Consider the following 19,815-nt stretch of genomic DNA (forward strand, 5'->3'; position numbering starts at 1 on the left):
GATCTCATTGGACCCAGCCAACGCCGCATTGCTCTGACATAACTTCAGATCATGGCGAGTCCAACAATTCTGGCGTTGCCGTCGAAATAATGAATCAATATATTCGACATCACTCTTGCGTCTTCCGAAGCTGCCGGAGATCAGGCGCGAGGCTCGAACTGCAAGACGTCCATCGTTTTACCCCTGTCGAGGAAAGACTGTGATGAATATTGCAAGGCTCCGCCGTTCGATGTTCCCGTTGCGTCCGCTGGCCATGACTTTAGCGTTGAGTATCGTGGGTATCGCGGGCACGGCGCCCGCATTCGCAGCGGGCAAGATCACCTTCGTCTCGCAAGGCGGCGCCTATCAGGAAGCGCAGACCAAGGCGATTCTCGATCCCGCTGCCACGCAACTCGGCATCACCATCAATCAGGACAGCATTCCCGACGCGTGGCCGCAGATCAAGGCGCAGGGCGACACCGGCAAGCCGGTGTGGGATGTGGTCGACACACCGACCTCGAACTGTCTGCGCGGTGGCCGCGCCGGTCTGCTCGAAAAGCTCGATTTCTCGAAGATGCCGAACGCGGCGGCCGTCCCCGACAAATACCGCACGCCGTATTCGGTCGCGTATGAGTTTTATTCGACGGTCATCGGCTACAACAAGAAGAACCTGAAAAAAGTCCCGCAAAGCTGGAAAGATTTCTGGGACGTCAAGAATTTCCCCGGCACACGCGCGCTGCGCAACGATCCGATGACGGTGCTCGAAGCCGCGTTGCTGGCAGACGGCGTGCCACGCGACAAGCTCTATCCGCTCGACGTCGATCGCGCTTTCAAAAAGCTCGAACAGATCAAGCCGAACGTGACGGTCTGGTGGACCTCGGGCGGGCAGTCCGCGCAATTGCTGCACGACGGCGAAGTGGATATGACGATGATCTGGAACGGCCGCGCGAGCGCCGTAATGAAAGACGACCCAGATATCGCGTTCACTTATAACGACGGCATCCTGCAGAACACGCAGCTTTGCGTGCTGAAGAATGCGCCCAACCTCAACGACGCGGTCCGCTTCATCAACGCCGCGCTATCGCCGGAATTGCAGGCGAATCTGCCGCTCTACATCGACTACGGACCGGGCAATCCGGCCGCGTTCAAGACCGGCAAGATCACCGAAGCCCGCGCGGCCCAATTGCCCAGCTCGCCTGCAAACGCCGCGAAGCAGGCGTTGATGTCGGAGGATTGGTGGGCATCGGACGCGGGCATCCAGGCCAAGGCGCGCTGGCTCAAGTTCATGCAATGAGCGGTTGCGGTCAGTCATCCTGATTAAATCGTTCTTCACCTGCCGCGCACGGCGTCACGTGCGCGGCTCACTGATTCCAACGTGATCGACTATCTGATTCTGGGCGGTGGGTCCGCCGGCTGCGTGCTGGCCGCGCGCCTGTCGGAAGACGCAGGCACGAACGTATGCCTCGTCGAAGCGGGTCGCGATATCTCGGCTGCGACGATGCCGGACGCGATCCGCAGCCGCTACCCAGGACGCGCCTATCTCGACACACGCAACATCTGGCGGCAACTCAAGGCGCGCATGAGCACGAGCGGCTCGCCCCGCCGGTACGAACAGGCGCGCCTGCTCGGCGGCGGTTCCGCGATCAATGCGCTGATGGCCAATCGCGGCGCGCCCGCCGACTATGACGAATGGGCAACGCTCGGCGCATCGGGCTGGGATTGGGAGTCGTGTCTGCCCTACTTCCGCAAGCTCGAAACCGATTGCGACTTTAGCGGACCGCGCCACGGCAGCGACGGACCGCTGCGGATCCAGCGCCCCGCCTGGGCGCGCATCTCGCCGTTCGTGCGCGCGGTGCTGCATACGCTCGATGAAAACGGCCATGCGCTGCACGACGATCAGAACGGACCGTGGCAAGACGGCACGTTCATCGGCTCGATCGGCGTGAGTGCGAACGGCGAGCGCCTGCCCACCTCCGTCTGCTATCTCGACGACGCGGCCCGCGCCCGCCCCAATCTCACGATACGCACGGGTGAAGTCGCCGCGCGCATCCTGTTCGACGGACGGCGCGCGTGCGGTGCGCGCATCGTCCGCGCGGACGGCACGAGCGAGGACGTGAATGCGCGCCGGGTGATCGTGTCGTCCGGTGCGATTCATAGCGCCGCATTGCTGTTGCGCAGCGGTGTCGGTCCTGCGCACGAACTGAAGACGCACGGCATCGAAATCGTCGCGGATCGGGCGGGCGTGGGACGCAATCTGATGGAGCATCCTTCGATCGCCGTCTCCACGTTCCTGCCGCGCAACGCTCGCACGCCGTATCCCGACGAACATCACGAGCAGGCCGTCGTACGGTTTTCATCGGGGCTGCCCAACACCGTTCCCGGCGACATGCACGGCGCAATCCTGTCGCGCTCGGGGTGGCATTCGGTCGGCTATCGGCTCGGGACGCTGTTCTTCTGGGTCAATAAATCGTATTCGCGCGGACGGGTGACGCTCGCCTCGTCCGACGCGCACGATGAACCCCACGTCGATTTTGCGATGCTGTCCGATCCGCGCGATCTGGCGCGCCTGAAGCTCGCGCTGCGCTTCGGCGCGGCACAACTCGCCTCGCCTTCGCTGGCGGCGCATCGCGATGTGATCTTTCCATCGAGCTATTCGCCTCGCGTGGCGGCGGTGGCGGTGCCGGGTGTCTGGAATGCGCTGCAGCGCGGCGCGTTGAGCGGGCTGCTCGATATCGCCGGGCCGTTGCGCGGCACGTTGATCAAACGCGTGGTGACGCAAGGGGTCGGTATCGACGATCTGCTCGCTGATGATCGCGCCATGACGGAGTTCGTCACGCGTTCGGTTGGCGGCACGTGGCACCCTTCAGGCACTTGCCGGATGGGTTCGCCCGATGATCCGCTGGCCGTGACCGATCAGCATGGCGCGGTGTATGGCGTCGACGGTCTGTACGTTTGCGACGCGTCGCTGATGCCGTCGATTCCCTGCGCGAACACGAATGTGCCGACCATCATGATCGCGGAGAAAGTGGCCGATGGTTTGCGCAAAGCAGATGCCGGTCGAGCGCGTTGAATAAAAAAATGCCAGGTGTGACTCGCAGGACTGAATAAAAAGAGGCCGCCACGCGTAACCCGTCTGGCAGCCTCTTGCAACCCGGACGTCAGGCGCGCCTGTCAGCTTCCGTAGCCCACGACGCCCTTCACTTCCAGAAACGCTTCCAGCCCCCACTCGCCGTACTCGCGGCCATTGCCCGACTGCTTGTAGCCGCCGAACGGCGAGCCCGGGTCCCACGCGGGATAGTTCACATAGACGCTGCCCGCGCGCATCCGCAACGCCACGCGCCGCGCGTGCGCCTGATCGGCGGATTGCACGTAAGCAGCGAGGCCGAACGGCGTGTCGTTCGCGATGGCGATGGCGTCTTCTTCATCGCGGTACGGCATGATCGCCAGAACAGGACCGAAGATTTCCTCGCGGGCGATCGTCATCGACGGATTCACGTTGGCGAATACCGTGGGCTTCACGTAATAGCCGCGTTGCAGACCTTCGGGCCGGCCGAGGCCACCGGCGGCCAGCGTCGCCCCCTCCTCGATGCCCACGCCAATGAGCCGCTGCACGCGCTCGAACTGCACGCTGCTGACGACCGGACCCATGCCGGTTGCCGGATCGTCCGCCGCGCCGACTCGCAGCGTCTGCGCGACACGCGTTGCAATCGCCACGGCTTCGTCGTGACGCGCCGCCGGCACCAGCATGCGCGTCGGCGCGTTGCAGGACTGGCCGCTGTTGCCGAAGCATGAACGAACGCCCGCCGCGACCGCCGTGTCGAAATCGGCATCGTCAAGCAGGAGGTTCGCCGACTTGCCGCCCAACTCCTGATGCACGCGCTTGACCGTCGGCGCAGCGAGCCGCGCGATCTCGACGCCTGCCCGCGTCGATCCGGTGAACGACACCATGTCGACGTCGGGATGCGCGGCAAGCACCGCACCGACCGTCGGGCCGTCGCCGTTCACGAGATTGAAAACGCCTTTGGGCACGCCCGCCGCGTCGATGATCTCGGCGAACAGCAACGCGTTCAGCGGCGACACCTCGCTCGGCTTGAGCACCATCGTGCAGCCCGCCGCGAGCGCCGGCGCAACCTTGCAGACGATCTGATTGATCGGCCAGTTCCAAGGCGTGATCAGCGCCGCGACGCCGACGGGCTCGTGATTGACGAGCGTGCTGCCCTTCATGCGCTGCCACGGGAAACGTTCGACGGTGCGCAGCGTCTCCTCGAGATGCCGCTTGCCGAGCGCGGCCTGCCAGTCGTGCGACAGCTTCGCCGGCGCACCGATCTCACGCGAAATGACTTCGGCCATCTCGTCGTAGCGCTTCAGATACGCTTCGAGAATGCTTTCGAGCAACGCGACGCGCTCGGCCACGCTGGTCTGCGAGAACGATACGAACGCGCGCTTTGCGGCCGCTACCGCGCGATCGGCGTCGTGTGCATTGCCGAGCGCAACGTCGCCCAGCGATTCTTCCGTGCAGGGATCGATGACGGCGAGGCGCGCGGTGCCCGACGGCTCGACCCATTCGCCGTCGATATAGAACTGCTGTAGATGTCGCATAGATTCTCTCTGGAATGACTAGGCTCGTGCCGCCGCCGACGAACGCCGGCTCACGACGACGATCATCACGAGGCACAGCGTGATGGCCGTCAGCATCGTGCTGATCGCGGCGATGGTGGGGTCGATCTCGTCGCGCAACGTGACGAACATGCGGCGTGTGAGCGTCTGGTTGTCGCCGCCCGACACGAACAGCGCGACGACGGTTTCGTCCAGCGCCTGAATGAACACGAACACCGCCGCGGCAATCACGCTCGACCGGATCTGCGGCAGCGTCACCGTCATGAACGCGCGAAAGCGGTTCATGCCGAGACTGCGCGCAACCATCTCCTGGGTCGGGTCGAACGTGCGCAGATCGGCACCGACCGAGATCAGCACGTACGGCAGGCCGAGCATGGTGTCGGCCGCGATCAGGCCGCCGAGCGTATTCACGTAACCCGCCTGCGAGTACACGAAAAACACACCAACCGCGACGATGATGATCGGCACCATCAGCGGCAACATCAGCAGCGTGCGCAGATAGCGCAACGACCAGTGCGAGCCGTTCTGGATGCCGTACGCGGCCATGATCCCGAGCGGCGTCGCGATCAGCGCGGCGCAGGTCGACGCGACGAAGGTAGTCCGCGCCGCGGCGATCCACGCCGGGTTGTCGAAGAACGCGTGATACCAGCGCAGCGAATAGCCCGGCGGCGGAAAGGTCAGGAAGCTCGCATCGGAAAACGACAGCGGCACGATGATGATGACGGGCACCATCAGGAACGCGAGGATCAGCACGACGCACGCCCCCAGCGTCATGCGTCCGAACGACAGTTGCCGGGTCATGTCCATCACTTCGCTCCCAATGTCTTTTCGAGCGGAATCACGCGGCTCACGGCGTAAAACACCGCGAATACGCAGATGAGCAGCACCACGCTCACCGAACTTGCCGCGCCCCAGCTGTTGTAAATATCGACATTGCGGCTCACGATCATCGACACCATCATCGACTTGCCGCCGCCCATCAGTTCAGGCGTGATGTAGAAGCCCAGGCACAACACGAACACCAGGGTCGCGCCCGCCAGCACGCCGCTCATCGACAAAGGCAGGAAGACGCGCAGGAACACATGCCACGGCGAGCCGCCGAGGCTCGCGCCCGCCTGGGAAAGATTCGCCGGGATCTTCTGCATCGCGGAATACAACGGCAGCACCATGAACGGCAACAGGATGTGCACCATCGCGATGACGGTGCCGAGCTGGTTATACGAAAGCTGCAACGGCCGGTCGATCAGTCCCATGCCGAGCAGCGCCTTGTTGATCAACCCGGTGCGCTGCAACAACACGAGCCACGCGTAGGTCCGCACCAGCACGCTGGTCCAGAACGGCAGGATCACCATGCCGAGCACGAGCGCGCTCCAGCGCGGCGAGATCGACGCCGCGAAATACGCGACGGGATAGCCGAGCAGCAGCGTCAACGCGGTCACAATCAGGCTGAGCCTGAACGTCAGCACGAACGTGGAGAGATAGGCTTCCGTGAACACGCGCCGGTAGTTCGCGAGCGTGAAGCCGCCGTCCTGGTAAATCGACTGCCACGACAGCCACGCGAGCGGTACCACCACCAGCACCACTGCGACCAGCAACGCCGGCGTCATGAGAAGCAGCATCGCGCGGTCCTCGCGTTGCCGGTAGCGAACTGACGGGTCGGTCGTGGCGGAAGGCATCATGGTCGGGTCTTGCAACATCCGTTTGGCTATCGTCATTCATGCACCCACGGCGTCGAGAAGCTGGTAGCACGCGGCGACAAGCCTCACGCCGGGCGCACGCAGCGAATGGAAGGGCACGGGCCGTAGCCCGTCCTGTGCGAGCATCGACAGTTCGGGCTTGTCGCCGAGCGCGAGCGCCGCCGCATGCTGGCCGATCAGACTGGCCATCGCGACACCCGCGCCGTTGTAGCCGAGGCAGAAGGTCGTCGCGGAATCGCTGCGGCCAACATGCGGCAATCCGTTGAAAGTCATACCGACATAGCCGGACCAGCGATATTCGACCGGCACCTCCCGCAGATCCGGGAACAGCCCAGTCATCGCGCGATGCAGCGCTTCGAAGCCGGTCGGCTGGCCTTCCTTGCCGAATGCATCGCGTCCGCCGAACAGCATGCGGCCATCCACCTTGCGGAACCACTTCATCATGCGGCGGGTTTCCGTGTAGCTACGGTCGTTGACCATCACGCGCGCATCGAGTTCGGGCGGCAGCGGCGCGGTCGCGATCATCGCGCTGCGGAACGGCACGAGTTCGCGATGAAACTGCGCGGTCGCGTCCGTAAGATTCGAGTAGGCGTTGGTCGCGACGATCACCTGCTTCGCGCGCACCGTCCCGCCCGGCGCAAGCAGCACGACGCGACCGTCCTGAGCACGCGACATCCCGGTCACCGGACTCGATTCGTAGATCGGCACGCCTCGCGAGGTCAGCCCCGCCGCAAGCCCGCGCACGTATTCGAGCGGCAGAATCGTCCCGGCATCCGCGCTGAGCACGCCGCCGATAAAGCCCTTCGAGCCCGTTTCATGTTCGATCTGCGCGCGCGACTGCACGGTCATCGACGCATCGCCGAGATTCGTGCGCACCCAGTCGGCTTCGGCCACGATCGCCGACAACGCGCGCTCCGTGTGCGCGCAGCGCAGACTGCCGGTGTGCTCGAAGCGCGCACGGTCGAGGCCGAACTCGTCGATCAGCGCTTCGACCGCCCGCACGCCGTCATGCGCGAGGCGATGCATGCGCCGCGCGGTTTCCAGCCCATGCGTGTTCGCAATCGAAGGAAACGACAGACGAAACTTCGACGACACCACACCGCCGTTGCGGCCGCTCGCTCCCCAGCCAACCGGGTTTGCATCCAGCACCGCGCAGCCGACACCGCGCTTGTGCAGCGCATATGCGGCGGCGAGGCCCGAGTAACCCGCGCCGACGATCGCGACCTCCACGTCGAGGTCGCCGGCGAGCGGCGCGGCTGCGGCCACGGGCGCGTCCAGCGCCGGCGCGCGTGCGGCCATCGCGCGCCACAGTGAATCCGCTTGCGCAACCGGGCCTGGGGTCGGGGCGCGCATCGTCAGGCCGCGACGCGCAGCTCGGCGTCCACCGCATCCGCCAGACCGGCAAGCGTCGCGAAGCGGAAGGTCGGCGTGGTCACGGCTTCCGGCACCGGCGTCGCGCCGAAGCCGTTCAAACCCTGACGCCGCTCGATCCAGCACGTCGCGTAACCGAGTTTCGTCGCGACGCCGATGTCGTGATACTGGCTCTGCGCGGTGTGCAGGATCTCGCTGAATTTGTAGCCGAAGGCCGCCTGACGACCGCGGTTGTACGCGAAGAATTGCGGGTCCGGCTTCGCGACGCCGGTTTCGTCGCAGCACACGGTGTCGTCGAACGGGTCGCCCAGTGTGTGGGCATAGGCCGACAGCGCGACGCGGTCTGCGTTGGTCATCGCGACGAGACGGAATTGTTTGCGCAGACGTTTGAGTGCGGCAACCGAGTCCTCGAACGCGGGCCAGTCGAGCACGTCGCGCTGGAACGCGGCGGCGGATTGCGGATCGTTCGGCAAGCCCAGCCGGTTCGCCAGATGCAGGTACACGTTCGCCATTTCATGGCTCGAACGGCCATAGAATTTTGCCCGGCCTTCCATATACGGTTCGAAGATCTGACTGTCGCTCAGTTCCTGCGCTTTCGCGCCGCCGAGGCGTCGCACGGAATCGAGCACGCCTTTTTCGAAGTTGATCAGCGTACCGACGACATCGAACGTCAGGACTTTGAAATCGGTGAGATTCATTGCTTCATCCTTTGCGGGTTGCGTATCTGCGTTTGAGTCGGAATCGCCCGTGCACAGGCGGCAAAAAAATCATGCGGCTACGACAATGGTGTCCTGCGGATCGAGCGCGACGATCATCGTCTCGCCCGGCTCCGGAATGCGCCTTCGCGCGGCGTGACCGCCGGGTTGTCTCAGGCTGATCGCGGTGCCGTCGGCGAGCGACGCGAACACGCGCAGGCTCTCGCCCTGATAGATCACTTCGGTGACGCGGCACGACAGGCGGTTCGCGTTCTCGTGACGATGATCGGCGTCGATGACGAGCTTCTCCGTGTGCACCGCGAGCAGCAGCCTGTCCGCGCGCGGCACCGGATGCGCGGTGCGCAGAACGGTATCGCCGAGCCGCACGGCGTGGTCGTCGGCGCGGCTGACGCCGAGCAGCGTCGCCTCGCCGATGAAACTCGCGACGAACGCATTGCACGGTCGGTCGTACAGGCGTTCGGGTGTGTCGATCTGCACCAGCTTGCCGTCCTTCAGCACGGCGACGCGGTCGCTCATCGTGAGCGCCTCGCGCTGATCGTGGGTCACGTTGATGATCGTCGCGCCCAATTGCCGATGCAGCCTGCGCAGTTCGATCTGCATCGCGTCGCGCAATTGTTTGTCGAGCGCGGACAGCGGTTCGTCCATCAGGATGAGTTGCGGCTGGAACACGATGGCGCGCGCGAGCGCCACGCGCTGCTTCTGTCCGCCCGACAGTTGATGGATGCCGCGGTTTTCATAGCCTTTCAGTTCGACCATGTCGAGCGCATCGGCCACGCGTTTACCCCACGTCGACTTCGGTTCGCGCCGGGCGCGCAGCGAAAACGCGACGTTCTCGCCTACCGTCATGTGCGGAAACAGCGCGTAGTTCTGGAACACGATGCCGATGTTGCGCTTGTGCGGCGGCGCAAATGTAATGTCATGCTCGCCGACCCAGACGCTGCCGGCACTCGGTGTCACGAATCCGCCGAGAATGCCCAGCAGAGTGGTTTTGCCCGATCCCGAGGGACCTAGCAGCGAGACGAATTCCCCCGGCGCGATCTCGAGCGAAACGTCGTCCAGCGCTGTGACAGGGCCATACCGTTTGGTCGCCGCCCTGATTGACACTCCGGCTTTAACGCGTGCATCCATGTCGAGGACCCCGAGGTTGAAACAGATGTTGAAAAAATATACGGCGCGATATTTTTGGCGGCAATTCCAAAATTGTTGTGTCGGGCATAACATCAGGTCATGCCAAACCTTCGGAAGAAGCTGCCGAGCGCCAATGCGCTGTTCGTGTTCGAGGCCGCCGCGCGCTGCGGAAACTTCACACGCGCGGCGCAGGAGCTGTATGTCAGTCAGCCTGCGGTGAGCCGGATGCTCGCGCGCATGGAAGACCATATCGGCGTGCGCCTGTTCGAACGCGTTCGCGGCGGCATCGAGCTGACCGAGAACGGCAAGATCCTGTACCAGAAGATTTCCGAAGGATTCAGCGGGATAGAAAGTGCGATACGCGAGATCGAGGCGCGCGCGACGGGCGTCGAAACGGTCACGCTGTCGGTCTCCACCGCGTTCACCACGCACTGGCTGATGCCGCGCATGAGCCGGCTGCATCGCGCCTTCCCTTCCGTCGATCTACGCTTTCAGCTGATCTCGGGGCGCATCGGCGGGCCGCTCGTCGATGTCGATCTCGGCATGCGCTTTTTGCACGACGACGAAATCGACGAGAACGCGGTGCTCGTGATGCCCGAAGCGCTGCTGCCGTTGTGCAACGAGCGCTACTACGAGATCGCCCAAAGCGACGCGGGCCGCGCGCAAGGCGACAGCGTAATCGTGATGGACGACGAGGAGCGTGGCTGGCACGAGCGGTTTCATGCATTCGCGTCGAAAGCACGGCACGCGCAAAGCATGCTGAGCTTCAACGATTACGCAATCGTCGTACAGGCTGCATTGCTCGGACAGGGCCTCGCGCTCGGCTGGCTGAACGTGACGTCGCACTGGCTGGCGCAGGGCGCGCTGGTGCCGGCCGAACAGGAGTTGATCGTGACGAGCCGGCGCTGCTGCATGCTGACGCCGCCGAACCGCCCAATCCGGCCGATCGTCGCCGCTGTGCGCGACTGGCTGATCGAAGAAGCGCGCAACGATATCAGGATCGTCGGACAGAAATATCCGGGGCTGGGTCTGCGTGATGCGTTCGAACGGGCGGGGTTGGTGCTGGAGTGAGGCGTGTTGCGGTAAGCCGATTGATGCCCTTGGCAAAGGTGTTTCGGTTACCGGACTCGCATCACACGCCGGGAGTGTCAGCGCGTCGGGCCAATTTGCGCGCCCGGATTGGCTTCATCACCGGCGCGCTCATACAGTCTGCAATATCAATGCGAACCTGATGAACACCTATTCGGTTTCGTTCTCGTCGGTGTCGATATCGGTGTCGGTGTCGGCATCGGTCGCCGGAGCTTCGTGATCCATCGCGACAGCGGCCAACTGTTCGGCGAGCACAGGATGGGCTTCCTTGCGCTCGCTGTAGCGGTCGGTGAGATAGGCCGAGCGGGAGCGCACCATCAACGTGAACTTGTACAGTTCTTCCATGACGTCGACCACGCGGTCATAGTACGAAGACGGCTTCATCCGTCCTTCTGCGTCAAACTCCTGCCACGCCTTCGCTACTGAAGACTGATTCGGGATTGTCACCATCCTCATCCATCGACCAAGCACACGCAGAGCATTCACCGCATTGAACGATTGTGAGCCGCCGCACACCTGCATGACGGCCAAGGTGCGTCCCTGGGTGGGACGGACCCCGCCGCTTTCCAGAGGCAGCCAGTCAATCTGATTCTTGAAAACCGCCGTGAGTGTGCCGTGACGTTCGGGACTGCACCAGACCTGTCCTTCCGACCACTCCGAGAGTTCTCGCAGTTCCGCCACTTTCGGATGATCGGCGGAAACGCTGTCCACAATCGGTAGACCCTGCGGATCGAACACTCGCGTGTCAGCGCCGAAGTGGCGCAGGATACGTTCCGCTTCCAGCGTCAGTTGACGGCTGAAAGATGTCGCGCGCAGCGACCCATAGAGCAGCAGGATTCGCGGCGCGTGCTGCAATTCGACCGGAGGCGTGAGCTTATGCAGGTCGGGCGTATCGAGGTGCGGAGCGCTGATGTTGGGCAGATCGTCGATCACTTTCCCACTCTCCGGCCTGCGCTGTCGATCACGACTTCGCCATCTTCCTTCGTGAAAGGTCGATTCGATGCGCCGGGCAGAATATCCAGAACAAGTTCCGAAGGACGGCACAGACGCACACCGTGAGGCGTGACAACAAACGGGCGATTCATCAGAACAGGATGCGCGTGCATCGCATCCAGCAATGCTTCATCGCTCAAGGATGTGTCATCCAGCCCGAGGTCTGCGTATGGCGTACCTTTCTCGCGCAACGCCGCGCGTACGCTCAGACCCGCCTGTTCGATCAACGCCTTCAGCGTCTCACGGTCCGGCGGCGTTTTCAGATACTCGATGATTCGAGGTTCGATGCCTGCGTTGCGAATCATTGCCAGCGTATTGCGAGACGTGCCGCAATCAGGGTTGTGATAAATCGTGACGCTCATCGCTTTATCCTTTGTTAGCGTTACCTGCTTCATACCAGTGCTGTGACCGGTTCACTACGCCGACGACCAGCAGCATGACCGGCACTTCAATCAACACGCCTACCACCGTCGCGAGCGCAGCTCCCGACTGGAAACCGAACAGGCTGATGGCAGTCGCCACGGCGAGTTCAAAGAAGTTACTGGCCCCGATGAGACTCGACGGTCCAGCGACACAATGCGCGACGCCCAGACGACGATTGAGCAGATAAGCGAGGCCGGAATTGAAGAACACCTGAATCAGGATCGGCACCGCCAGCAGCGCGATAACAAGTGGCTCCCTGATGATGGCCTGACCCTGGAACGCAAACAGCAGAATCAAGGTGACCAGAAGCGCGCAGATGGAATACGGTGCGAGACGCGCAACGGTGCGCTGGAAATGGCCCTCACCTCTGACAAGCAATCGCTTGCGTAGCACCTGTGCAAGTACGACCGGAATGACGATGTACAAGCCGACGGAGATACTCAGCGTGTCCCACGGAACCGAGATGGCGGAGAGGCCAAGCAACAGCGCAACCAGCGGCGCGAATGCCACGATCATGATCGAGTCGTTGAGCGCGACCTGCGACAGCGTGAAGTACGGATCGCCCTTGCACAGTTGGGACCAGACGAAAACCATCGCCGTGCACGGCGCGGCGGCGAGCAGGATCAAACCGGCAATGTAGCTGTCGAGCTGGTCGGCGGGCAGCCACGGCGCAAACACATGCCGAACGAAAATCCAGCCAAGCAGAGCCATCGAGAATGGTTTGACCAGCCAGTTCACGAACAGCGTCACGCCAATGCCTCGCCATTGGCTTTTAACCTGAGTCATTGCGGCGAAGTCGATCTTGATCAGCATCGGAACGATCATCACCCAGATCAGCGCGCCGACTGGGAGATTGACCTGCGCCACTTCCAGCCGCGCGATCGAGTGGAAGAATCCAGGAAAAGCCTGACCCACCAGGATGCCGCCGACAATGCAAAGCGCGACCCAAACCGTCAGGTAACGTTCGAAGGAATTAATCGCGGGACGTAGGTCGTCGCCGATCTTGTCAAGGCTGCTCATTGAGTTCCCCGGTTAGCCTCAAATCGGTGTGGCGCGTTGGAATGCTCAATAGCCAAGCCGACGATCACACACTTCACGGGTTCTGCCCGCAGCAATCGGAGAGGTTGCTCGCTGCACACGTTGCGCCAGCGCAGCAGTTCTCCGTCAGAAAACCAATCAGACCTGTCATCGCGTCGAAATTGGCTGCGTAGAAGACAAAACGGCCGTCCTGTCGCGGCTTGACCAGGTCCGCGTGGGTCAGATCCTTCAGGTGAAATGACAGGCTTGATGGCGAAAGTCCAACCTGCTGCGCAATCTCACCTGCAGCCATACCATTCGGACCGGCGACAACGAGCAGTCGAAAAACTGCGAGCCGCGATTCATGAGCGAGCGCGCCGAGGGCACGTACAACGAGATTTGAGTCCATGCGACGAACGATAGATCATTCGCTTTTATATTTCAAGTAATATTGAAATGATCGTGACTTGCTACGTTGAAGAAGGGTGATCAAAGCGGTTGATCGTCGGCACAATCGCGGCCGTACAGGCCACACGGCCAGTTGGAATCTGCGTCGCTTCGGGTCGCGAAATGCCGGTCGCGTAAGGCTGCGACCGGCTTGTGTCCCGCCGTCCACCAGTCTGCCCGCACATACTTTGCCTGTTCTGTCGAGGCTAAGGTTCGTTACAGCTACAGGACGCAAACGGCGAGAGAATCGCCAGCGCTCACAACCGGCCGGTCACCACGCGATAAATGGCAAGCAGGAAGCCCTTCACGCGTAAGCGACAGCGGGTCATGACGGCTCCCAGTGGACATCCCTGATCATGCTTCAACATCAAGCAGAGGCCCAATTCACCCGCGATGACACCGCGCGGCCTCTTTGATCAGCGGGCTAGAACGAATAATTGGCGAAGGCGCCGTATGTCATCTGCGTCTTCTTCTCGACAATCGGGCTGTTGCCCACGGCACCCGGCAACCGCGACGCAACGATGCGTGCGCCAAGATTCCAGTGCTTGTTGAGTGCGTAACTGGCTCCTGCGGTCAGCCGAACCGCTGCGATGCCCGAACCCGGCGAGTATGTGGGCAGACCCGACCGGGCACTATCCTCGGCATTCACGCCGAAAAACGTCTGGTTGTATTGGGAACTGCCCCACGTCACGCCCGGCCCAGCGGTCAACGTCAATTGACTGACCGGACTGTATTTGCCCAGCAGATCCAGCGAAGCCGTCGTTCCTTCGTGCTTGCCCGCAACGTCCTGAGAAACCGCGCCGACGACCGATAGCCAATCGATGTTGTAGCTCGCGAACAGCGTCGCATGCGCCGTGCTATCGATATCGGACAAACCGCGCAGATGATCGTCGTCGGACGCCTTACGCGGCTTCACCAGGTCGTAAGAAAGCGCAACGCCTACACGGAAATGGCTGTCGCGGTAGAGATAGGCGCCGAGTCCCAAAGGTACATTAGCGTCAGCGACAGATCCGACGAAGAAGCGCCCATACCCGACGCTCACGAGCGGCGCGGGCTGAAAGCGGGTTGAGCTTGCGCCTTGATATTTTGGCGTGGCGAACACGCCGACACCCAGCGAGAACCGCCAGCCATCGTCGGTAACCTCGGGAGCCGTCGACGCGACGGCGGCCGGCGTCGAACTGCTCTGCGCGAAGACGGGGAAGGCGGCAAAGAGAGCGCTCAAAGCGACCAGACGTCCCAGGCAAACGGGGCGCTTCGTGACGTGCATGTAATTCTCCTAAAACTGCGCGAAAGATGAAGGTGCAAGGGTGCCGATTCGGCAGAACCCTTCGCAGGACGCTCTTTTTCTGAAGAGCGCGGATTATTGCCAGCGAGTCACGTCCAGCGAGTCACATCCATGATTCTGAGGTGGACGGTTCGACTCATGAAGGGGATGCCAATGAGCTTTCCGCTGGCGAATGGCCGGTCGAGGACCTCAGATTACGCAGGAGAATCGACGGTATGATGTGCCGTTTGTTTCGGCGCTGAAATAATGTGTCGGAGTTGCACTATTCGCGATGGACGGCTGACATCACGCAGGGCGCCGTCCAGGCTAGCATTCGGAAATGACTTATATGCCGCACATTCTCGTTGTCGATGACGAAGAGGACATCAGGTCCTTGCTTACCGGTTTTTTCCGCAAACACGGCCATGAGGTCAGCGTGGCGACGAACGGAGAGACGCTGTTCGCCACACTCGAACATCAACGGATCGATCTCGTCATCCTCGATGTCATGCTGCCGGGCGAGGACGGCTTCAGTCTCTGCCGCCAGTTGCGCGCGACATCGAAAATACCCGTCATCATGCTGACAGCAGTGGCCGATCATGTCGACCGGGTGGTGGGACTCGAGATCGGCGCCGACGACTATCTGGTCAAGCCATTCGACGCGAGAGAACTTCTGGCGCGAGTGAAGGCGGTGTTGCGACGAACCGCGCAAAACGACACCGTGGTGAGTAATTCGCCGACACGGCCCGTCCTCACGTTTGCCGGCTGGCGGCTCGACATTGCCAAGCGTGAACTCCGATCGGAAGACAACACACTGACGATACTGTCGAGTAACGAGTTCGATCTTCTGCTCGTATTTGCAGAACATCCGCAACGGGTGTTGACGCGCGACCAGTTGCTCGACATGGCGCGTGGCTCGACCTATGAAGTCTACGATCGAAGTATCGATGTCCAGGTTGCGCGCCTGCGTCGCAAGCTCGACACGAACAGCGATGTCGAATCGGTCATTCGCACGGTTCGGGGCGGTGGCTATATGTTCACCCCACTGGTTCGTCGCGGATGAACATCCGCTTACGCGTGCCCGACACGATCGCGTGGCGAATAGCGCTCACCGTTGGCGCCGCGATCCTGAGCGTGCTCGTTTTCAGCGCGCTGTTCGACCGCTTTGCAGGTCCGTCGGCCGCCGAGCGCGCGCGGCTGGAGAGAGCCGACGACGCTATCAGGATGATCGAGGTCGCGCCGTCCGGTAACCGCCAGCAGTTGGCGGACACCATCACGGTTGCGGACAAGGTGGTCTTGTATCCAGCCGGATCATCGATAGCGAAGCGGCTGGAAGCGGCCAGGCTGCATGCGCCGTCTCCGGAAACGATGGGCTGGTTCCGGGACAACGGACACGAGCGCCGCTCAATGATCTTTACTTCCAGCGACCCGCTGTCCAGGACGATCGACTTCGATCGGGTTGCCCATCCCGATGCCTACTTCATGGCCGTGCAACTCCGCGACGATAGCTGGGTGATGTTTATCGCCAATCGCCGGCCGTGGGGGAATCTGCTCCCCGCGAGGATTGCAACGACACTGGCGTCGGTGGCGTCATTGATCCTCGCGGCGTCGATGCTTGCCACTTATTTTCTGGCAAGACCGCTCAGGCAATTCGCGGAAGAACTTCGTCAGATAGGCGGCGATCCGCGAGCCGGGCCTGTCCGGGAAGCGGGTCCGAAGGAGTTGCGTGCAGCGATCAACGCATTCAATGCGCTGCAGGCGCAACTCCGTAAATTCGTCGACGACCGCACGCTGATGCTGGCCGCTATTTCGCACGATCTGCGAACACCGTTGACCAAGATCCGCCTGCGCGGAGAGTTCATCGAAGATGAAGAGCAGCGGCTTCGCCTGTTCCGCGACGTCGACGATCTGCAGGCCATGGCGGACTCCGCGCTGTCGTTCTTTCGCGACGACTACAAGGACGAGGAGTCGACCGTGTTCGACTTCGCCGGACTTCTGCGCACTATCGCCGACGACTACAGCGACCAGGGCGCAGCGGTCCGCTACACCGGTCCCGATCGCCTCGCGATCAGCGGACGGCCCTTCTCGTTGCGGCGAGCCTGCATGAACCTGATCGACAACGCGGTGAAATGGGGTGGAAGCGCCGATCTGGAATTGACGCCCACGCCGACCGGGGTGGCGCTCACGGTCAGCGACCGGGGACCCGGCATTCCCGCTGATTCGCTCGAAAAAGTCTTCAGCCCGTTCTTCCGGGTTGAGCAATCCCGAAACCGTTCCACAGGCGGCATGGGACTCGGTTTGACCTCCGCGTTGGCCGTCATTCGAACTCATGCGGGCGATATCGCGCTGAGCAACCGGCCCGGTGGCGGGTTGACGGTGCGCGTGACGCTTCCGGTGGCTGCGAAAATCGTGGGAAGCGGGAAAAACTCGAAGGCGTAGCGAGCACGGCTGAGTTCGACGTGAATCGTGTTGTGCCGTCAGCCGGGTTTTCCGCGCTGTGTTCCCGGATTGCATGCCGGTCCATGCGAAGAGATTGCATCGAGTAGGAAAATGAAATTACTATCTCCGCGATGACCGGAGACGATGCGTTTCCTGGCAAGTGGAGCGCCTGCCGGGCCACCGCAAATTAGCCGCAGTCAGACTTCGCCACAGCCGACACGGATTTTCCTTCGATGCCCGCCACCGTCCGCAACTCGCTCGTCTGGATTTTCGACGCATTCGAGCGCGATCCGACCTACATCAGCAAGCGGATGTTCGGCTGCGATGCCGCTTATATCGACGGGCTGTTGTGCCTGGTCGCCGCCGATCGCGGCGAGCCGTGGAACGGCCTTTTAATCTGTACGTCGCAGGACCGTCATGCCGCGCTCATTGCAGGAATGCCTGCATTGCAGCCGCATCCTGTGCTCGGCAAATGGCTATATGTCTCGCAGGAGAATCCCGCCTTCGAGACCGTCGCTGAACAGATAACCGCGCTCGTACTGGCACGCGACCCGCGTATCGGTGTCGAGCCGAAACCGCGCAAGCGTGGCCGCAAATCCAGTCTGCCGGACGCGTAAATCAGCCTCTCACCATCGAGGAGAAGACATGAGCAAAGCGGCTTCAACCGACGATCGTCCGGCATCCGAACTGATCGATCAAAGAATCGCCGACCTCGGCGACTGGCGCGGAAAAACGTTGAGCAGGATGCGCAAGCTCATCAACGAAGAAGACGCCGACGTGGTCGAAGAATGGAAATGGATGGGCACACCCGTGTGGTCGCACGATGGAATCATCTGCACGGGTGAATCGTATAAGAGCGCGGTCAAACTGACCTTTGCGAAAGGCGCATCGCTGGATGACCCGAGCGGGCTTTTCAACGCCAGCCTCGACGGCAACACGCGGCGCGCGATCGACATTCACGAAGGCGAAGAAGTCGACGCGACAGCATTTAAGGCGCTGATCCGCGCCGCGATCGAACTCAACACGTCCAAAGTGAAATCACGGCGGAAGCCCGCGAAATAAGCGGCGGGCGGAACCGGCCGCCCACGCGCCCTCAATCAGTTGTGACTCTCGATTAACGCGCGCTCCAGATCGGCGTGCGCTTCATCCACCTTGCGTTGACGGTCGGCGATTTTCTTCGCGCTCTTGCCCTGCGCTTTCGCCTCTTGCAGATCCTTCTCGCGCTCGTCCAGCCGCTTCTGCGCCGACGCGATCTTGCGTTCGCTATCCCGACGCAGCGACGCATCCGTACAGTGCGCGTTCACCTGGCCAAGCGCCGTCTCCAGACCGTCGACACGCTTCGCATTGCCATGCGCGCGGGCGTATGCAATCTCCTTCTCCAGCGACGCTCGCTTGGCGTCACAGCCACCGGTTTGCGCCGATGCAAGAAGCGGAGACATTGCGGAGAACGACAACGCACACAACATCACGGCCCTGAGAGTGTTTTTCATCTGCAATCCCGGTGGTATTTGAACGACGCACCTGACCGCTAACCAGAAAATCAGGCGCGAACGAAGCACCATATTACCGATGTCCATTGCGCGCCGGCTCGTTGCTTGTCAGCACGGGCCGGTGGGTCATCACTGCCCGTACACGTCGAAGTCGAAATACTTCTTCGCAATTTTGTCGTAGGTGCCGTCGGCGCGCGTGTCCGCGATGGCCTTGTCGATCTTCGCCTTCAGATCGGCGTCTTCCTTGCGCAAACCGATTGCCGTGCCGCTGCCCAGCGTTTTTGCGTCGTACAGCGGATTGCCGGCGAACGCGAAATCCTTGCCGCGCGGCGTGCGCAAAAAGCCGACGTCGGCCTGCACCGCGTTTTGCAATGACGCATCGATCCGGCCCGCGATCAGATCCGAGTACACCAGATCCTGGTCCTGGTACGACACGATCGTCGCGCCAAGCGGCTCCCAATTCGCCTTCGCGTACGTCTCCTGAATCGAGCCCTGCTCGACGCCAATCCGCTTGCCCTTCAGCGACTCCGGCGTCGGCAGGATGGACGAGCCTTTCTTCGCGACGAGGCGCGTCGGGATGCGGAACACCTTGGCCGAGAACGCGATCTGCGCCCGGCGCGCGGGCGTCATCGACATGGTGGACAGCACGCCGTCGAACTTGCGGCCCTTGAGCGCCGGAATCATGCCGTCGAACGAATTTTCGACCCACACGCATTTCGCGTTCAATCGACGGCAGATTTCGTTGCCCAGATCGATATCGAAGCCGACGAGCTTGCCGTCGGCGGCTTTCGATTCGAACGGCGGATAGCTCGGGTCGACACCGAACTTCACGGTCGACCAGTCCTTCGCCATCGCGCTGCCGGACGACGCGGCGAGTAGCGCCATCGTCAGGGTTGCAAGCAGGGTTTTCATGTTTTCCTTTTCACTCTTTTTTAAATCGATGTGCGGCGTGGAATCGACAGCCACGATGCTTGCGGGGCCACATCCGGCGCGCAAAACCTGACATTCGAACGTAATCTCGCGATCCGCGCAAATTCATTAAGAAAATCAATTCATGCGCGGGGCGCATGTTAGTGAGATGGGACGCGAGACTGCCTGCGCGCCCAAGGACGCCCGAAACGCAGGACAAACACCCATTCCGCCTA

At 62.0% G+C, this 19,815-nt stretch carries 20 protein-coding genes; 7 read left to right on the forward strand and 13 right to left on the reverse strand.

Translation table 11 applies throughout. The annotated features are described in order from the left end of the window. The first annotated feature begins 202 nt into the window (after positions 1-202). The gene (locus tag ABH945_RS33955) at positions 203-1,273 is read left to right on the forward strand and encodes an ABC transporter substrate-binding protein (protein WP_074771707.1); all 1,071 of its coding nucleotides are present in this window, start codon (positions 203-205) and stop codon (positions 1,271-1,273) included. 81 nt (positions 1,274-1,354) lie between these two features. After that, positions 1,355-3,049: a GMC family oxidoreductase gene (locus tag ABH945_RS33960; protein WP_429253543.1), complete on the forward strand. Its 1,695-nt coding sequence runs from the start codon at positions 1,355-1,357 to the stop codon at positions 3,047-3,049. A gap of 101 nt (positions 3,050-3,150) precedes the next feature. On the opposite strand, the gene ABH945_RS33965 is transcribed toward ABH945_RS33960, so the two are convergent. The 6 genes from ABH945_RS33965 to ABH945_RS33990 all read right to left on the reverse strand — a co-directional run bounded on the left by ABH945_RS33965 (position 3,151) and on the right by ABH945_RS33990 (position 9,508). After that, a complete protein-coding gene (locus ABH945_RS33965; RefSeq protein ID WP_429253544.1) occupies positions 3,151-4,578 on the reverse strand; it encodes an aldehyde dehydrogenase family protein in 1,428 nt (475 codons plus the stop codon). An 18-nt stretch (positions 4,579-4,596) separates the two neighbouring features. Beyond that, positions 4,597-5,403, reverse strand: coding sequence for an ABC transporter permease (locus tag ABH945_RS33970; RefSeq protein ID WP_253189856.1), 807 nt, complete (start codon positions 5,401-5,403; stop codon positions 4,597-4,599). After that, positions 5,403-6,311, reverse strand: coding sequence for an ABC transporter permease (locus ABH945_RS33975; protein ID WP_074771709.1), 909 nt, complete (start codon positions 6,309-6,311; stop codon positions 5,403-5,405). Before ABH945_RS33975 ends, ABH945_RS33970 begins: the two co-directional genes overlap by 1 nt. Further along, positions 6,312-7,646, reverse strand: coding sequence for an NAD(P)/FAD-dependent oxidoreductase (locus ABH945_RS33980; protein WP_429253545.1), 1,335 nt, complete (start codon positions 7,644-7,646; stop codon positions 6,312-6,314). It lies immediately after the preceding gene. Positions 7,647-7,648: 2 nt separating this feature from the next. Continuing rightward, complete coding sequence (locus tag ABH945_RS33985) at positions 7,649-8,362, reverse strand: HAD-IA family hydrolase (RefSeq protein WP_429253546.1); 714 nt, start codon at positions 8,360-8,362, stop codon at positions 7,649-7,651. Between the two features lie 69 nt (positions 8,363-8,431). Continuing rightward, a complete protein-coding gene (locus ABH945_RS33990; protein WP_429253547.1) occupies positions 8,432-9,508 on the reverse strand; it encodes an ABC transporter ATP-binding protein in 1,077 nt (358 codons plus the stop codon). Positions 9,509-9,607: 99 nt separating this feature from the next. Between ABH945_RS33990 and ABH945_RS33995 the strand changes: the two genes are divergently transcribed. After that, the gene (locus ABH945_RS33995; RefSeq protein WP_074771713.1) at positions 9,608-10,579 is read left to right on the forward strand and encodes a LysR family transcriptional regulator; all 972 of its coding nucleotides are present in this window, start codon (positions 9,608-9,610) and stop codon (positions 10,577-10,579) included. A gap of 168 nt (positions 10,580-10,747) precedes the next feature. Here ABH945_RS33995 and arsH read toward each other — a convergent pair whose 3' ends face one another. The 5 genes from arsH to ABH945_RS34020 form a co-directional block, all read right to left on the reverse strand. Further along, positions 10,748-11,530, reverse strand: coding sequence for an arsenical resistance protein ArsH (gene arsH / locus ABH945_RS34000; protein ID WP_429253548.1), 783 nt, complete (start codon positions 11,528-11,530; stop codon positions 10,748-10,750). After that, positions 11,527-11,952, reverse strand: a complete 426-nt coding sequence (gene arsC, locus ABH945_RS34005) for an arsenate reductase (glutaredoxin) (protein ID WP_074771715.1) — start codon at positions 11,950-11,952, stop codon at positions 11,527-11,529. The genes arsH and arsC overlap by 4 nt, the downstream gene beginning before the upstream one ends. Positions 11,953-11,956: 4 nt before the next feature. Further along, positions 11,957-13,033: an ACR3 family arsenite efflux transporter gene (gene arsB / locus ABH945_RS34010; RefSeq protein ID WP_429253549.1), complete on the reverse strand. Its 1,077-nt coding sequence runs from the start codon at positions 13,031-13,033 to the stop codon at positions 11,957-11,959. Between the two features lie 73 nt (positions 13,034-13,106). Next, positions 13,107-13,439, reverse strand: a complete 333-nt coding sequence (locus ABH945_RS34015) for an ArsR/SmtB family transcription factor (RefSeq protein ID WP_074771717.1) — start codon at positions 13,437-13,439, stop codon at positions 13,107-13,109. Positions 13,440-13,901: 462 nt separating this feature from the next. Further along, positions 13,902-14,744: a MipA/OmpV family protein gene (locus ABH945_RS34020; protein ID WP_429253550.1), complete on the reverse strand. Its 843-nt coding sequence runs from the start codon at positions 14,742-14,744 to the stop codon at positions 13,902-13,904. A gap of 337 nt (positions 14,745-15,081) precedes the next feature. Here ABH945_RS34020 and ABH945_RS34025 point away from each other — a divergent pair, with 337 nt between their 5' ends. The 4 genes from ABH945_RS34025 (at position 15,082) to ABH945_RS34040 (ending at position 18,242) form a co-directional block, all read left to right on the forward strand. Further along, the gene (locus ABH945_RS34025; protein WP_429253551.1) at positions 15,082-15,804 is read left to right on the forward strand and encodes a response regulator; all 723 of its coding nucleotides are present in this window, start codon (positions 15,082-15,084) and stop codon (positions 15,802-15,804) included. Beyond that, positions 15,801-17,180: an ATP-binding protein gene (locus ABH945_RS34030; RefSeq protein ID WP_074771720.1), complete on the forward strand. Its 1,380-nt coding sequence runs from the start codon at positions 15,801-15,803 to the stop codon at positions 17,178-17,180. The genes ABH945_RS34025 and ABH945_RS34030 overlap by 4 nt, the downstream gene beginning before the upstream one ends. A gap of 233 nt (positions 17,181-17,413) precedes the next feature. After that, positions 17,414-17,797, forward strand: coding sequence for a hypothetical protein (locus ABH945_RS34035; RefSeq protein ID WP_074771721.1), 384 nt, complete (start codon positions 17,414-17,416; stop codon positions 17,795-17,797). 28 nt (positions 17,798-17,825) lie between these two features. Continuing rightward, positions 17,826-18,242, forward strand: a complete 417-nt coding sequence (locus ABH945_RS34040; RefSeq protein ID WP_074771722.1) for a DUF1801 domain-containing protein — start codon at positions 17,826-17,828, stop codon at positions 18,240-18,242. A 35-nt stretch (positions 18,243-18,277) separates the two neighbouring features. Here the strand turns inward: ABH945_RS34040 and ABH945_RS34045 are convergent, their stop codons facing one another. Both ABH945_RS34045 and ABH945_RS34050 read right to left on the reverse strand, forming a co-directional pair. After that, positions 18,278-18,670 carry a DUF1090 domain-containing protein gene (locus ABH945_RS34045; protein ID WP_074771723.1) on the reverse strand — a complete coding sequence of 131 codons (393 nt, stop codon included), beginning with the start codon at positions 18,668-18,670 and terminating at the stop codon, positions 18,278-18,280. A 129-nt stretch (positions 18,671-18,799) separates the two neighbouring features. After that, on the reverse strand, positions 18,800-19,582 hold the full coding sequence (locus ABH945_RS34050) for an ABC transporter substrate-binding protein (protein WP_429253552.1): 783 nt from the start codon (positions 19,580-19,582) through the stop codon (positions 18,800-18,802). Positions 19,583-19,815: the final 233 nt, after the last annotated feature.

Source organism: Paraburkholderia sp. GAS333 (assembly GCF_050435665.1).
GTDB classification, from domain to species: domain Bacteria; phylum Pseudomonadota; class Gammaproteobacteria; order Burkholderiales; family Burkholderiaceae; genus Paraburkholderia; species Paraburkholderia fungorum_A.

Coding starts and splice junctions, on each gene's coding strand:
- ABH945_RS34015 (WP_074771717.1), bottom strand. CDS start 13,439: ATGGACTCAAATCTCGTTGTACGTGCCCTCGGCGCGCTCGCTCATGAA.
- arsC (WP_074771715.1), bottom strand. CDS start 11,952: ATGAGCGTCACGATTTATCACAACCCTGATTGCGGCACGTCTCGCAAT.
- ABH945_RS33975 (WP_074771709.1), bottom strand. CDS start 6,311: ATGACGATAGCCAAACGGATGTTGCAAGACCCGACCATGATGCCTTCC.
- ABH945_RS33985 (WP_429253546.1), bottom strand. CDS start 8,362: ATGAATCTCACCGATTTCAAAGTCCTGACGTTCGATGTCGTCGGTACG.
- arsB (WP_429253549.1), bottom strand. CDS start 13,033: ATGAGCAGCCTTGACAAGATCGGCGACGACCTACGTCCCGCGATTAAT.
- ABH945_RS34045 (WP_074771723.1), bottom strand. CDS start 18,670: ATGAAAAACACTCTCAGGGCCGTGATGTTGTGTGCGTTGTCGTTCTCC.
- ABH945_RS33980 (WP_429253545.1), bottom strand. CDS start 7,646: ATGCGCGCCCCGACCCCAGGCCCGGTTGCGCAAGCGGATTCACTGTGG.
- ABH945_RS34050 (WP_429253552.1), bottom strand. CDS start 19,582: ATGAAAACCCTGCTTGCAACCCTGACGATGGCGCTACTCGCCGCGTCG.
- ABH945_RS34040 (WP_074771722.1), top strand. CDS start 17,826: ATGAGCAAAGCGGCTTCAACCGACGATCGTCCGGCATCCGAACTGATC.
- ABH945_RS34020 (WP_429253550.1), bottom strand. CDS start 14,744: ATGCACGTCACGAAGCGCCCCGTTTGCCTGGGACGTCTGGTCGCTTTG.
- ABH945_RS33955 (WP_074771707.1), top strand. CDS start 203: ATGAATATTGCAAGGCTCCGCCGTTCGATGTTCCCGTTGCGTCCGCTG.
- ABH945_RS33970 (WP_253189856.1), bottom strand. CDS start 5,403: ATGGACATGACCCGGCAACTGTCGTTCGGACGCATGACGCTGGGGGCG.
- ABH945_RS34025 (WP_429253551.1), top strand. CDS start 15,082: ATGACTTATATGCCGCACATTCTCGTTGTCGATGACGAAGAGGACATC.
- ABH945_RS33990 (WP_429253547.1), bottom strand. CDS start 9,508: ATGGATGCACGCGTTAAAGCCGGAGTGTCAATCAGGGCGGCGACCAAA.
- ABH945_RS33995 (WP_074771713.1), top strand. CDS start 9,608: ATGCCAAACCTTCGGAAGAAGCTGCCGAGCGCCAATGCGCTGTTCGTG.
- ABH945_RS33965 (WP_429253544.1), bottom strand. CDS start 4,578: ATGCGACATCTACAGCAGTTCTATATCGACGGCGAATGGGTCGAGCCG.
- ABH945_RS34035 (WP_074771721.1), top strand. CDS start 17,414: ATGCCCGCCACCGTCCGCAACTCGCTCGTCTGGATTTTCGACGCATTC.
- ABH945_RS34030 (WP_074771720.1), top strand. CDS start 15,801: ATGAACATCCGCTTACGCGTGCCCGACACGATCGCGTGGCGAATAGCG.